The sequence below is a fragment of the Pararhizobium sp. genome (assembly GCF_965279435.1).
Taxonomy (GTDB): Bacteria; Pseudomonadota; Alphaproteobacteria; order Rhizobiales; family Rhizobiaceae; genus Pararhizobium.
The window spans coordinates 3,182,973-3,197,857 of the sequence record NZ_CBDIHY010000003.1 but is presented as its reverse complement, the minus strand read 5'-3'; the positions used below and the strand labels follow the sequence as shown (position 1 = coordinate 3,197,857).

The window sequence follows — 14,885 nt, the reverse complement described above, 5'->3', positions numbered from 1 at the left end:
TCTGTCAGCTGGCGTTAGGCTCCGGTCACTTCTGACCGGAGTACTTCGCCTGGATTTCCTGTGCCACGTTCGACGGAACCGGCGCATAGTGATCGAAGGTCATCGTGTACTGTGCACGGCCCTGCGACATCGAGCGCAGGTTGTCCACGTACTTGAACATGTTGGCCAGCGGCACGTTGGCATTGATCACGACGGCGATGCCGCGTGCTTCCTGGCCCTGAATCTGACCGCGACGCGAGTTCAGATCGCCGATCACGTCACCGACGTAATCTTCCGGCGTCACAACTTCGACCTTCATCATCGGCTCGAGCAACTGGGCGCCAGCCTTCTTGGCTGCTTCACGGAAGCAGGCACGCGAGGCGATTTCGAACGCGAGAACCGAGGAGTCGACGTCATGGAACGCGCCGTCGATCAGGGTTGCCTTGACGCCGAGCATCGGGAAGCCAGCCAGCGGACCGGAAGACAGGACGCTTTCGATGCCCTTCTGAACGCCGGGGATGTATTCCTTCGGAATGGAACCACCAACGATCTTGGATTCGAACTTGAAGTCGTCGCCTTCTTCATTCGGTTCGAAGACGATCTTGACACGCGCGAACTGACCGGTACCACCGGACTGCTTCTTGTGCGTGTAGTCTTCTTCGTGACGCTTCGTGATCGATTCACGGTAAGCAACCTGCGGCGCGCCGACGGTGGCTTCAACCTTGAATTCGCGGCGCATGCGGTCGACGAGGATGTCGAGGTGAAGTTCACCCATGCCGGCGATGATCGTCTGGCCGGATTCTTCATCCGTCTTGACGCGGAACGAAGGATCTTCAGCAGCCAGGCGGTTGAGCGCGAGGCCCATCTTTTCCTGGTCGCCCTTGGTCTTCGGCTCGATGGCGATCTGGATGACCGGCTCGGGGAATTCCATGCGCTCGAGGATAACCTGGTTCAGCGGATCGCAGAGCGTATCGCCGGTCGTGGTTTCCTTGAGGCCTGCGAGAGCAACGATGTCGCCGGCAAAGGCTTCTTCGATGTCTTCACGGGAGTTGGAATGCATCTGCAGCATACGGCCAACGCGCTCGCGCTTTTCCTTGACCGTGTTCATGACCGACGTGCCCTTTGTGAGCTTGCCGGAATAGATACGGGCGAAGGTAAGCGAACCGACGAAGGGGTCGTTCATGATCTTGAAGGCGAGCATCGACAAAGGCTCTTCATCCGAAGGATGACGGGCGATTTCGGCTTCGGTCTTCACATCGATGCCCTTGATCGACGGAATGTCGAGCGGGGACGGCAGATATTCGACAACAGCGTCGAGCAAAGGCTGAACGCCCTTGTTCTTGAAAGCCGTACCGCAGAACATCGGGTGGAACTTCACGTCGATGGTGCCGCGGCGAACCAGCTGGCGGATCTTCTCGTTGTCCGGCATGATGCCGTTCAGATAGTCTTCCATCGCCTGCTCATCGATATCGACGACCTGTTCGATCATCTTCTCGCGGTATTCAGCAGCCTTTTCCTTCATGTCTTCCGGAATCTCGACGACATCCCACTGAGCGCCGAGCGACTCGTCGCGCCAGACCAGGGCATTCATCTCGATCAGGTCGATAACGCCCTTGAATTCGGTTTCTGCACCGATCGGGAGCTGCATGACAACAGCGATGGCGCCTAGACGGGTCTTGATCATCTCTACCGAACGGTAGAAGTCAGCACCGGTCTTGTCCATCTTGTTGCAGAAGATCATCCGCGGGACGTTGTACTTTTCAGCCTGGCGCCAGACGGTTTCCGTCTGCGGCTCAACACCGGCGTTGGCGTCGAGCAGAGCGATCGCACCGTCGAGCACGCGCAGCGAACGCTCGACTTCAATCGTGAAGTCAACGTGGCCGGGAGTGTCGATGATGTTGAAGCGGCGCATCTTGCCGTCGCGACCCTTCCAGTAGGTCGTGGTGGCAGCGGACGTGATGGTGATGCCACGTTCCTGCTCCTGCTCCATCCAGTCCATGGTGGCAGCGCCGTCATGAACTTCGCCGATCTTGTGCGACTTGCCAGTGTAGTAGAGAATCCGCTCAGTCGTCGTGGTCTTGCCGGCGTCGATGTGCGCCATGATACCGAAATTGCGGTAGTCTTCGATTTTATATTCGCGAGCCATAATGACTGCCTTTCGAAAATTGTACGTCGATTACCAGCGATAATGCGAGAATGCACGGTTGGCGTCAGCCATCTTGTGCGTGTCTTCGCGCTTCTTGACAGCGGAACCACGGCCGTTTGCCGCATCCATGAGTTCGCCGCAAAGGCGATCGATCATGGTGGTTTCGTTGCGCTTGCGGGCAGCAGCGATCAGCCAGCGAATGGCGAGAGCCTGACGGCGCTCAGGACGAACATCGACCGGAACCTGGTAGGTTGCACCACCGACGCGGCGCGAACGAACTTCGACGTGCGGAGCGATATTGTCGAGAGCGGAATGGAACACCGTGACCGGCTCCTGCTTCAGCTTGCCCTGGACCAGATCGAACGCACCGTAAACGATGTTTTCAGCGACCGACTTCTTACCATGAAGCATGATTGCATTCATGAACTTGGTGACGACCAGATCGCCGAACTTCGGGTCCGGATTGATCTCGCGCTTTTCTGCACTATGACGACGTGACATAATTTTGTCTCTCAACTTTGAATGGGCGCCTTAACACGCGGAGAACCTCGCGCAGCACCTTAAATTGTGGAACCCGAATTACTTCGGACGCTTTGCACCATACTTCGAACGGCGCTGCTTACGGTTCTTGACACCCTGGGTATCGAGAACACCGCGAATGATGTGGTAACGAACGCCCGGCAAGTCCTTTACGCGGCCGCCACGGATCATGACAACGGAGTGTTCCTGAAGGTTGTGACCTTCGCCAGGAATGTAGCCGATGACTTCGAAGCCGTTGGTGAGGCGGATCTTGGCAACCTTACGCAGAGCCGAGTTCGGCTTCTTCGGGGTCGTTGTGTAGACGCGTGTGCAAACGCCACGCTTCTGCGGGTTTTCCTGCAGAGCAGGAACCTTGTTGCGCTTTACCTGTGCCTGACGCGGCTTGCGGATCAGCTGGTTTACGGTAGGCATATAACCATCCCTTACAAATTCTGTCTCTATACCCTTGCGGGCGGATCAATGCCGTCTCCGGCGGTTTCGAACGCTATAAATGCGCAAAACGAGGACCGATCCGCCCTTCGGCAGATGGCCCGCAAAAAGCAGAGGACACCAGTATTTTCAGCGTCTTGCGTGCAGCATTTTGGTCTTCAGCGTGCGTTTCGAACCTTGTTTGAGGCGAACTCCAGAACGTGACGTTCCGAACCAGCCAGCCTCACATAGGCTCCGATGGGGCGGGGTGTACTGATTTCGGGGTGTCGCGTCAAGGGGAATTAACAATTATTCTTGGTTCGGCAGGGCTGACATGCCTGCAAAACAAGGCTTTGAGGCCGAAACGGGAGCCCGTGGCGGTCAGCACGGGGCGGAATCGTCAGGGCGTCCGGTTCAACTTAAAGAATCATAAAGCCATTCTACAATTTGGCAAGAACGGCGAGAATCGCCCTCCCCCAGGTCGCGACGATTCGTGTTGGAACAATGTTTTTTCCGACGCGCGCCGCTGCAATACGCTGTAAAGTCGTTTCACATATCTTTCGAAAGAGGAAATAGCCATGACTGCCCAGCCCGACAATGACAACAACTCCGACGGGCCGATGATCTTCATCATCATCGGCAAGGCCTATGAGCAGGACGGCGACGAGGAAGGCGTGGACATCCACGTGATGCTGCGCGCGCCTGATGACGACACCGCCGTTCGGGAGGCGCTAAACGCGCTGGCCGAAGAAGGGTTCCTCGAGGCCGACCTCGACCAGATCGGCACGCTCACCGACATTCCCAACGAAGAACCGCATGCCTCGGCCTACCAGGGCGCACTGACCGGCGAAGTGGCGATCATCAAGTTCGGATAAACCAAACTAAGTGCCGCCACCCGTGTGACTGCGGCGAAATCATTTGAGACAACATGCAAAAAGCCGCCCGGATCACTCCGGGCGGCTTTTTCAATTTCAGTGGATTGGAAAGGGCGGATAACCGCCCTCGCCTTTCAAGCCTTATTCGGCTGTGGCTTCTTCCTTGGCTGCCATGTCGGCAAGCATTGGAGTTGCCGTATCGGCACCTGTTCCCTTGCGGCGCTCTTCGAGGATCATCTCGTCGCGTGCGGTCGCAATACGGCGGATCTGGGTCATCGTACCACCGGTACCGGCCGGGATAAGGCGGCCGACAATGACGTTTTCCTTCAAACCCTGCAGGCCGTCGGTCTTGCCGGCGATCGCAGCTTCCGTCAGCACCTTGGTCGTTTCCTGGAAGGAAGCGGCCGAGATGAACGACGGCGTCTGCAGCGATGCCTTGGTGATGCCGAGCAGGACCGGATCGCCGTAAGCCGGCTTCTTGCCCTGTTCGATCAGCTGATCGTTGACATCTTCCAGTTCGATGCGGTCGACGCTGTCGCCAACGATGTAGGTCGAGTCACCGGCGTCGGTCACTTCCACCTTCTGCAGCATCTGGCGAACGATCACCTCGATGTGCTTGTCGTTGATCACAACGCCCTGCAGACGGTAGACTTCCTGGATTTCGTTGACCAGGTAGGAAGCGAGTGCCTCCACGCCCTTGATCGCCAGGATGTCGTGCGGTGCCGGGTTACCGTCGAGGATGTAGTCACCCTTTTCGATATAGTCGCCGTCCTGAAGATGGAAGGGCTTGCCCTTCGGGATCAGGTATTCGACCGGCTCAACACCATCTTCCGCAGGCTCGATCAGCACGCGGCGCTTGTTCTTGTAGTCGCGGCCGAAGCGGATTGTACCATCGATTTCGGCGATGATCGCGTGATCCTTCGGACGGCGCGCTTCGAAGAGTTCGGCAACGCGCGGCAGACCACCGGTGATGTCCTTCGTCTTGGCGCTTTCCAGCGGCGAACGTGCAAGCACGTCACCCTGGGAGACCTTTGTGCCCGGCTCGACCGACAGAATGGCGTCGACCGAAAGCATGAAGCGGGCGTCGCCACCGCGCGACAGCTTCATGACCGAGCCGTTCTTGTCCTTGATGACGATTGCCGGCTTCAGGTCGATACCGCGTGGCGTCGAACGCCAATCGATAACCTGACGCTTGGTGATGCCGGTTGCTTCGTCGGTCGCTTCCAGAACGGAGATACCGTCGACGATATCTTCGAAATGAACCGTACCTTCGACTTCCGTCATCATCGGGCGTGTGTAGGGGTCCCACTCGGCCAAACGCTGGCCGCGCTTCACCTTGTCACCGTCATCGACGAAGATCTTCGAACCGTAGGCGACACGCTGCGAGGAGCGCTCGACACCGCGTTCGTCGAGGATCTGGACCGCCATGTTACGGCCCATCGCGACGAGAATGTTGTCGGAGTTGCGCAGCATGTTGCGGTTCTTGATCTGGATCGTGCCTTCGTACGACGCTTCCAGGAACGAGCTGTCCACAACCGTTGCCGTGCCACCAAGGTGGAACGTGCGCATGGTCAGCTGGGTGCCCGGCTCGCCGATCGACTGAGCGGCGATAACGCCGACAGCTTCACCCATGTTGACGGGTGTTCCGCGTGCAAGGTCACGGCCATAGCAGACGCCGCAGACGCCGGTCTGGATTTCGCAGGTCAGAGCCGAACGAATACGGATCGACTGGATGCCAGCCTTTTCGATTTCGACGACATCGGCCTCGAGGATCATACGGCCGGCATCGACGATGCGATCACCGGTGATCGGGTGGTCGATATTGTCGAGAGCCGTACGGCCGAGAACACGGACACCGATGGAGGCAACGACCTGACCGGCATCGACGATGGCGGTCATGGTGAGGCCGGTTTCGGTGCCGCAATCCACCGAGTTGACGATGCAATCCTGAGCGACGTCAACGAGACGGCGTGTCAGGTAACCGGAGTTTGCTGTCTTCAAGGCGGTGTCTGCGAGACCCTTACGGGCACCGTGGGTCGAGTTGAAGTACTCGTTAACGGTCAGGCCTTCCTTAAAGTTCGAGATGATTGGCGTCTCGATGATTTCACCCGACGGCTTGGCCATCAGGCCACGCATACCGCCCAGCTGACGCATCTGGTTCGGAGAACCACGAGCACCCGAGTGCGACATCATGTAGATGGCGTTCATCGGCTTCTGACGACCGGTTTCCGGATCGAACTCGACGGCCTTAATGCGGGCCATCATGTCTTCGGCGACCTTGTCGGTTGCCTTACCCCAGGCATCAACAACCTTGTTGTACTTTTCGCCCTGAGTGATCAGGCCGTCATTGTACTGCTGTTCGTATTCCTTCACCAGGCTTTCGGTGTCACCGACAATCTTGGCCTTGGTATCCGGAATGACCATGTCGTCCTTGCCGAACGAAATGCCGGCGCGGCAGGCATGGGCGAAGCCGAGCTGCATGATACGGTCGCAGAAAATGACCGTGTCCTTCTGGCCGCAATGGCGGTAGACCGTGTCGATCATCTTGGAGATGTTCTTCTTGGTCAGTTCCTGGTTGCAGACGTCGAACGGCACGTTGGCGTTCTTCGGCAGAAGTTCGCCGATGATCATACGGCCAGGCGTGGTCTCATAGATCTTCGAAACAGGCTTGCCATCGGCATCGACCGTCTTGAAGCGGCCACGGATCTTGGCGTGCAGCGTCACAGACTTGGTTTCAAGCGCGTGATGCAGTTCGCCGAGATCGGAGAAGGCCATGCCTTCGCCCGGCTCATTCTGGTTCAGGATCGACAGATAGTAGAGGCCGAGAACCATGTCCTGCGACGGAACGATGATCGGTGCGCCGTTTGCCGGGTGCAGGATGTTGTTGGTCGACATCATCAAGACGCGGGCTTCCAACTGCGCTTCCAGCGACAGCGGAACGTGAACGGCCATCTGGTCACCGTCGAAGTCGGCGTTGAACGCCGTGCAGACGAGCGGATGCAGCTGGATTGCCTTGCCTTCAACCAGGATCGGTTCGAAGGCCTGGATGCCCAGTCGGTGCAGCGTTGGTGCACGGTTGAGAAGCACAGGGTGCTCGCGGATAACCTCGTCGAGGATATCCCAGACTTCCGGCTTTTCCTTTTCAACCAATTTCTTGGCTTGCTTGACGGTCGAGGAATAACCCTTGGCGTCAAGGCGGGCGTAGATGAACGGCTTGAACAGCTCGAGCGCCATCTTCTTCGGCAGGCCGCACTGGTGCAGCTTCAGTTCCGGGCCGGTCACGATAACCGAACGGCCGGAATAGTCGACGCGCTTGCCGAGAAGGTTCTGACGGAAGCGGCCCTGCTTGCCCTTGAGCATGTCGGACAGCGACTTCAGCGGACGCTTATTGGCACCGGTGATGACGCGGCCACGGCGGCCGTTGTCGAACAGGGCGTCAACGGATTCCTGCAACATGCGCTTTTCGTTGCGGATGATGATGCCAGGCGCACGAAGCTCGATCAGGCGCTTCAAACGGTTGTTCCGGTTGATGACGCGGCGATAGAGGTCGTTCAGGTCGGACGTCGCGAAACGGCCGCCGTCCAGTGGAACCAGCGGACGCAGGTCCGGCGGTATCACCGGGACGACCTTCATGATCATCCATTCCGGGCGGTTGCCGGATTCCATGAAGTTCTCGACGATCTTCAGGCGCTTCATCAGCTTCTTCTGCTTCAGCTCGGACGTGGTGTCAGCCATTTCCGCGCGCAGATCGCCAGCGATCTTCTCGAGATTCATCGAGGCCAGCATCTCGTAGATGGCTTCAGCACCGATCATCGCCGTGAACTGATCTTCGCCGAATTCCTCGACGGCAATCATGTATTCTTCTTCCGAGAGAAGCTGATTTTCCTTGAGGGAAGTCAGGCCCGGCTCGGTGACGATGTAGTTTTCGAAATACAGGACGCGCTCGATATCCTTCAGCGTCATGTCGAGCAGCGTCGAGATGCGGCTTGGCAGGGACTTCAGGAACCAGATGTGGGCGACCGGAGCTGCAAGCTCGATATGGCCCATGCGCTCACGGCGAACGCGCGACAACGTCACTTCGACGCCGCACTTTTCGCAGATGATGCCCTTGTACTTCATGCGCTTGTACTTGCCGCACAGGCACTCATAGTCCTTGATCGGGCCAAAGATACGCGCGCAGAAAAGGCCGTCGCGTTCCGGCTTGAACGTACGGTAGTTGATGGTTTCCGGCTTCTTGATCTCACCGTAGGACCAGGAGAGAATCTTCTCCGGCGACGCAATCGAAATCCGGATGGAATCGAAGGTCTGCGCAGGCACCTGCGGATTGAAAAGGTTCATGACCTCTTGGTTCATGCCTATCTCCTTTATGGGCTATCGCCCTGAGCTTGGCAGAGAGCGCGGCAATCCCGGGCGCCGGCTTCCTGCACGAAACGGATAAAACCGCATGAAATGCGGCCGAATTTCCTACCCTGCCCCAACGATTTGAGACCGGGTGGAAATGGTGCGCGCCGCTTGGGAAAGCGGCACGCACCTTGATGTTTTATTCGGCCGCGTCCGGCAGCTGCTGGTTTGCCGCGTTGAGTTCGTCGAGCTTGGAATTCTCCAGTTCGACCGAGAGACCCAACGAGCGCATTTCCTTGACGAGAACGTTGAAGCTCTCCGGAATACCAGCCTCGAAGGTGTCGTCGCCGCGGACGATCGCTTCGTAGACCTTGGTACGGCCGGCCACGTCGTCGGACTTGACCGTCAACATTTCCTGCAGGGTGTAGGCGGCGCCGTAGGCTTCCAGAGCCCAGACTTCCATTTCCCCGAAGCGCTGGCCGCCGAACTGCGCCTTACCACCGAGCGGCTGCTGGGTGACGAGCGAGTAAGGACCGATCGAACGGGCGTGGATCTTGTCGTCCACAAGGTGGTTCAGCTTCAGCATGTAGATGTAGCCAACCGTTACCTGACGGTCGAACTGATCGCCGGTACGGCCATCATACAGCGTCGACTGACCCGAAACGTTCAGGCCTGCCTGTTCCAGCATCTCGTTGACGTCGGCTTCGACTGCACCGTCGAAGACCGGCGTTGCGATCGACACGCCGCGGCGGGTCTGCTCGGCCAGACGGACGATCGAGTCGTCGTCGTAGTCCTTGATCGGTTCGCCCTTCGGACCGGAGCCGATAACACTATCGATGGTATCGCGCAGCGGCTGAATTTCAGCGCCCGCCTTATAAGCATCGAGCATGGCACCGATCTTCTTGCCCATGCCGGCGCAGGCCCAACCCAGATGGGTTTCAAGGATCTGGCCAACGTTCATGCGCGAAGGCACGCCGAGCGGGTTCAACACGACGTCAACATGCGTACCGTCTTCCAGGAACGGCATGTCTTCGATCGGCACGATGCGGGAAACCACACCCTTGTTGCCGTGACGGCCGGCCATCTTGTCGCCTGGCTGGATCTTGCGCTTCACAGCGACAAAGACCTTGACCATCTTCATGACGCCCGGAGGCATTTCGTCGCCGCGCTGGACCTTTTCGACCTTGTCCATGAAGCGATGCTCAAGCAGCGACTTGGATTCGTCGTACTGGCCACGCAGAGCTTCAACTTCGCCCTGAGCCTTCTCGTCTTCCGTCGCAAACATCCACCACTGCGAGCGGGGATATTCGGAAATGACGGCGTTCGAAAGTTCAGTGCCCTTCTTGAAGCCCTTCGGACCGGCTACAGCGACCTGGCCGCGCAGCATGTCGAGGAGACGCGAGTAGACGTTGCGATCGAGGATCGCCTGTTCGTCGTCGCGGTCCTTGGCAAGACGCTCGATCTCTTCCCGCTCGATCGCCATCGCACGTTCGTCTTTTTCCACGCCGTGGCGGTTGAAGACGCGAACTTCGACGATGGTGCCGAAGGTGCCCGGAGGCATGCGCATGGAGGTGTCGCGGACGTCGGAAGCCTTTTCACCGAAGATGGCGCGCAGAAGCTTTTCTTCCGGCGTCATCGGGCTTTCGCCCTTCGGCGTGATCTTGCCGACCAGAATGTCGCCAGGGGTCACTTCGGCGCCGATGTAGACAATACCGGCTTCGTCGAGGTTCTTCAGCGCTTCTTCCGAAACGTTCGGAATGTCGCGGGTGATTTCTTCCGGACCAAGTTTGGTGTCGCGCGCCATCACTTCGAATTCTTCGATGTGGATGGAGGTGAACACGTCATCGCGAACGATGCGCTCGGACAGAAGGATCGAGTCCTCGTAGTTGTAGCCGTTCCACGGCATGAACGCGACGAGCGCGTTGCGGCCGAGAGCCAGGTCACCGAGATCGGTCGACGGACCGTCAGCGATGATGTCGCCCTTGTTCAGAATGTCACCAACGGTGACCAGCGGGCGCTGGTTGACGCAGGTGTTCTGGTTGGAACGCTGGAACTTCTGCAGGCGGTAGATATCAACGCCGGACTTGCCGGCCTGAAGATCTTCCGTCGCACGGATAACGATACGGGTTGCGTCGACCTGGTCGACCACACCGCCACGGCGGGCAGCGATAGCAGCACCGGAGTCACGCGCAACGATCGGCTCCATGCCGGTACCGACGAACGGAGCTTCCGCACGCAGCAGAGGCACGGCCTGACGCTGCATGTTGGAGCCCATCAGCGCGCGGTTGGCGTCGTCGTTTTCCAAGAACGGGATGAGCGCTGCCGCCACAGACACGAGCTGCTTGGGCGAAACGTCCATGAGGTTCACGATGTCGCGCGGTGCGAGCATAACGTCGCCGGCGTGACGGCAAACAACGAATTCTTCAACGAAGGACTGGTCCTCATTGAGTTCGGAGTTGGCCTGGGCCACGTGATACTTGGCTTCTTCCATTGCCGACAGGTAGACGACATCCTTGGTCACCTTACCGTCAACGATCTTGCGGTAAGGGCTTTCGATGAAGCCGTACTTGTTGACGCGGGCAAAGGTTGCCAGCGAGTTGATCAGACCAATGTTCGGGCCTTCCGGCGTTTCGATCGGGCAGATACGGCCGTAGTGGGTCGGGTGAACGTCGCGGACTTCAAAGCCAGCGCGTTCGCGCGTCAGACCGCCCGGTCCAAGAGCCGAAAGACGGCGCTTGTGGGTGATTTCCGACAGCGGGTTGACCTGGTCCATGAACTGCGACAGCTGCGAGGAACCGAAGAACTCGCGAACGGCAGCAGCAGCCGGCTTGGCGTTGATCAGGTCCTGCGGCATCACGGTGTCGATTTCGATCGACGACATGCGTTCCTTGATGGCGCGCTCCATGCGGAGCAGTCCAAGGCGATACTGATTTTCCATCAATTCGCCGACCGAACGCACACGGCGGTTGCCGAGGTTGTCGATGTCGTCGATTTCGCCCTTGCCGTCGCGCAGGTCCACGAGCATCCGGACAACAGCCAGGATGTCTTCTTTGCGCAGGATACGAACGGTATCGGCAGCATCCACGTCCAGACGCATGTTCATCTTGACGCGGCCAACGGCGGAGAGATCGTAACGCTCCGAATCGAAGAACAGCGTGTTGAACATGGCTTCAGCCGAATCCATGGTCGGCGGCTCGCCGGGACGCATGACGCGGTAGATGTCGAACAGGGCATCTTGACGGTTTTCGTTCTTGTCGACCGAAAGCGTGTTGCGGATGTAGGCGCCGACATTGATGTGATCGATGTCGAGGATCGGGATTTCGTCGAAACCAGCCGTCAGAATGACGCCAAGCGTCTTCTCGTCAATTTCGTCACCGGCTTCGAGGAAGATTTCACCCGTCGACGGATTAACCAGATCTTCGGCAAGGAAGTTGCCGTACAGCTCGTCGTCAGTGGCCTTGATGGCCTTCAGGCCCTTTTCGACCAGCGTCTTCAACAGGCGCGGCGTCAGCTTCTTGCCGGACTCAACGACCACTTCGCCGGTGTCGGCGTCGATCAGGTCGGAAAGAGCCTTCTGGCCCTTGAGAACGTCCGGCTGGAACGGAATCCGCCAGCCCTTGCCGTCACGGGCATAGAGCGACTTGGTGTAGAAGGTCTCGAGGATCTCCTCGCCGTCCATGCCAAGCGCCATCAGAAGCGACGTGACAGGGATCTTGCGGCGGCGGTCGATACGCGCATGCACAACGTCCTTGGCATCGAATTCGATGTCGAGCCAAGAACCACGATACGGGATGACGCGGGCAGCAAACAGAAGCTTGCCCGAGGAATGGCTCTTGCCCTTGTCGTGGTCGAAGAACACGCCCGGCGAACGGTGCATCTGGGAGACGATGACGCGCTCGGTACCGTTGACGATGAACGTACCGTTGTTGGTCATGAGCGGCATGTCGCCCATGTAAACGTTCTGTTCCTTGATATCCTTGACGGACTTGGCGCCCGTATCCTCGTCGATATCAAACACGATGAGGCGCAGCGTCACCTTCAGTGGCGCTGCGTAGGTCAGATCGCGCTGACGGCATTCCTCGACGTCGAACTTCGGTTGTTCGAACTCGTAGGACACGAATTCGAGCATCGAAGCGCCGGAGAAATCCGTGATCGGGAAAACCGACTTGAAAACGGACTGAAGTCCCTCGTCCGGACGACCGCCCTGCGGCTCGTCGACCATGAGGAACTGGTCGTAGGATGCCTTCTGAACCTCGATGAGGTTCGGCATTTCTGCGACTTCGGGAATTTTACCAAAAAACTTGCGTACGCGCCTACGACCATTGAAAGAAAGGGTCTGAGCCATCGTCGCTCCTTCAAATTTTGCATCCGGGCCTGCAACGGACGGGAACCGATGGCCAGTCGACCCCGTCAATCAATGGATTGTTCAATCTCGTCCAACCTCCAAAAACGCTCAGCGCGGATTGCTGTGCTGTTTCTGGTTCGGGACTATCCTCTTGAAGAACCCATTACCCAAAAGCCGTTTTCAATGGGCTTTTGGGTAATATGTTCAGAAAGCGGTCAAAGAGAGGCGGCCATTTTCATGGCCACCTCTCCTTTAAAACAAGCAGAATTACTTGACGTCAACCTTGGCGCCAGCGTCTTCGAGCTTCTTCTTGAGATCAGCAGCTTCAGCCTTGGAAACGCCTTCCTTGACAGCCTTAGGAGCGGCTTCAACGAGGTCCTTGGCTTCCTTCAGGCCGAGGCCTGTGATCGCGCGGACTTCCTTGATGACGTTGATCTTGTTTGCGCCGGCATCTGCGAGGATGACGTCGAATTCAGTCTTTTCTTCTTCAACAACGGCAGCAGCAGCACCGCCAGCAGCAGCAGCAGCTACTGGTGCAGCAGCGGAAACGCCCCACTTTTCTTCAAGAAGCTTCGACAGTTCTGCAGCTTCCAGAACGGTCAATGCGGACAGGTCTTCAACGATCTTAGAGAGATCAGCCATTTTGTAGTTCCTTTTATTCGGTTCGAACTTGGTTTGATATAACAACGAAAAACCGCCTTATGCGGCTTCTTCGTCCTTCTTGGCGTAGGCCGCGAACACGCGGGCAAGCTGGCTTGCCGGTGCTGCAACAACCGATGCGATACGCGTTGCCGGGGTCTGAATCATACCCAGCAGCTTTGCACGCAGCTCGTCCAACGACGGCAGGGTCGCAAGCGACTTGACTGCATCCGCGGACAGCGTGGTTGCGCCCATGGCACCACCCAGAACAACGATCTTGTCGTTGGTCTTGGCGAAGTCCATGAGAACCTTTGGAGCCGTGATCGGGTCGGCGCTGAATGCTACCAGCGTCTGGCCCTTGAAGAGATTGGACATCCCTTCGGCTTCCGTACCCTGAAGGGCGATCTTGGCCAGGCGGTTCTTCGCGACTTTGACGGTGCCGCCAGCAGCGCGCATCTTCGAACGGAAGTCGTTCATCTGTGCGACTGTGACACCAGCATAGTGGGCCACGACAACCGAACCGGCGCCCTTGAAGGACTCGTTCAGCTCCGTGACGAATTCGCGTTTTTCCGCTCTTTCCACTGCCTATCTCCAGTTGACTGGACCGCAAAACACAGTCCAGTCGGTTTGCCTTTGCCGCAGGAGATCACAAGTGATCTCAGGCGACGCTCGAGGATCCTGTCCCCTGCGCGTTCCCGTTTAACCGGGTCCGGCACAAGGCAAGCCGAGGTTCGAACCGAATCTCCACACTTGCGTGCGTCAAATGAAATTCGGGACTCACCCATCTCATGCAGGCCGAAGTGATTAAGGGATAACCACCTGCAATCTCGGACAGGAGTTCCGGGTTTGATCCCGGAATTTCCGGCCCCGAAAGGCCGGAAATCTGTGACCGGACAAAAGTCCGGATAAACTTGATTAGGCGCTAACCGTCGACGGGTCGATCTTGACGCCCGGACCCATGGTCGAGGAAATCGCGACGCGCTTGACGTAGTTGCCCTTGGCACCAGCCGGCTTTGCCTTGATGACCGCATCAGCAAAAGCGCGGATGTTTTCTTCAAGAGCAGCAGCAGCGAACGATGCCTTGCCGATGCCAGCGTGAACGATACCGGCCTTTTCGACGCGGAACTCAACAGCGCCGCCCTTCGATGCCTTGACAGCACCGGCGACGTCCATGGTGACGGTTCCGACCTTCGGGTTCGGCATCATGCCACGCGGGCCGAGGACCTTGCCGAGACGGCCGACCAGCGGCATCATGTCCGGAGTGGCGATGCAGCGATCGAAATCGATCTTGCCGCCCTGGACGATGTCGACCAGATCTTCCGCACCAACGATGTCTGCACCGGCAGCGCGGGCTTCATCAGCCTTGGCACCACGTGCGAACACGGCAACGCGAACGTCGCGGCCTGTGCCGTTCGGCAGGTTGACAACGCCACGGACCATCTGGTCAGCATGACGCGGATCAACGCCGAGGTTCATCGCAACTTCGATGGTTTCGTCGAACTTGGCGATCGCCCGTTCCTTAACCATCGAAATGGCTTCGCTCAGAGCAACGAGCTTCGTCGGATCAACACCTTCACGGGTCTTCTTTACGCGCTTTGCAATCTTTGTCATG

The 14,885-nt window shown here is 58.1% G+C and carries 9 protein-coding genes; 1 reads left to right on the top strand and 8 read right to left on the bottom strand.

Features of this window, described 5'->3' with window-relative positions:
* Window positions 1-25: 25 nt before the first annotated feature.
* The 3 genes from fusA to rpsL form a co-directional block, all read right to left on the bottom strand.
* On the bottom strand, window positions 26-2,125 hold the full coding sequence (gene fusA / locus ACQY8Q_RS21215) for an elongation factor G (protein ID WP_428428361.1): 2,100 nt from the start codon (window positions 2,123-2,125) through the stop codon (window positions 26-28).
* Window positions 2,126-2,155: 30 nt separating this feature from the next.
* Window positions 2,156-2,626, bottom strand: a complete 471-nt coding sequence (gene rpsG, locus ACQY8Q_RS21210) for a 30S ribosomal protein S7 (RefSeq protein WP_113247978.1) — start codon at window positions 2,624-2,626, stop codon at window positions 2,156-2,158.
* Window positions 2,627-2,704: 78 nt separating this feature from the next.
* Window positions 2,705-3,076: a 30S ribosomal protein S12 gene (gene rpsL / locus ACQY8Q_RS21205; protein WP_003507760.1), complete on the bottom strand. Its 372-nt coding sequence runs from the start codon at window positions 3,074-3,076 to the stop codon at window positions 2,705-2,707.
* Between the two features lie 575 nt (window positions 3,077-3,651).
* Between rpsL and ACQY8Q_RS21200 the strand changes: the two genes are divergently transcribed.
* Window positions 3,652-3,948 carry a transcriptional regulator gene (locus tag ACQY8Q_RS21200; protein ID WP_428428360.1) on the top strand — a complete coding sequence of 99 codons (297 nt, stop codon included), beginning with the start codon at window positions 3,652-3,654 and terminating at the stop codon, window positions 3,946-3,948.
* 141 nt (window positions 3,949-4,089) lie between these two features.
* On the opposite strand, the gene rpoC is transcribed toward ACQY8Q_RS21200, so the two are convergent.
* The 5 genes from rpoC to rplA form a co-directional block, all read right to left on the bottom strand.
* On the bottom strand, window positions 4,090-8,301 hold the full coding sequence (rpoC, locus tag ACQY8Q_RS21195) for a DNA-directed RNA polymerase subunit beta' (protein WP_428428359.1): 4,212 nt from the start codon (window positions 8,299-8,301) through the stop codon (window positions 4,090-4,092).
* Between the two features lie 187 nt (window positions 8,302-8,488).
* On the bottom strand, window positions 8,489-12,634 hold the full coding sequence (gene rpoB, locus ACQY8Q_RS21190) for a DNA-directed RNA polymerase subunit beta (RefSeq protein WP_428428357.1): 4,146 nt from the start codon (window positions 12,632-12,634) through the stop codon (window positions 8,489-8,491).
* Window positions 12,635-12,901: 267 nt separating this feature from the next.
* Window positions 12,902-13,276, bottom strand: a complete 375-nt coding sequence (gene rplL, locus ACQY8Q_RS21185; protein ID WP_428428356.1) for a 50S ribosomal protein L7/L12 — start codon at window positions 13,274-13,276, stop codon at window positions 12,902-12,904.
* A 57-nt stretch (window positions 13,277-13,333) separates the two neighbouring features.
* Window positions 13,334-13,855, bottom strand: a complete 522-nt coding sequence (gene rplJ, locus ACQY8Q_RS21180) for a 50S ribosomal protein L10 (RefSeq protein ID WP_037103356.1) — start codon at window positions 13,853-13,855, stop codon at window positions 13,334-13,336.
* A 333-nt stretch (window positions 13,856-14,188) separates the two neighbouring features.
* Window positions 14,189-14,884 carry a 50S ribosomal protein L1 gene (gene rplA, locus ACQY8Q_RS21175; RefSeq protein ID WP_428428355.1) on the bottom strand — a complete coding sequence of 232 codons (696 nt, stop codon included), beginning with the start codon at window positions 14,882-14,884 and terminating at the stop codon, window positions 14,189-14,191.
* Window position 14,885 lies beyond the last annotated feature (1 nt).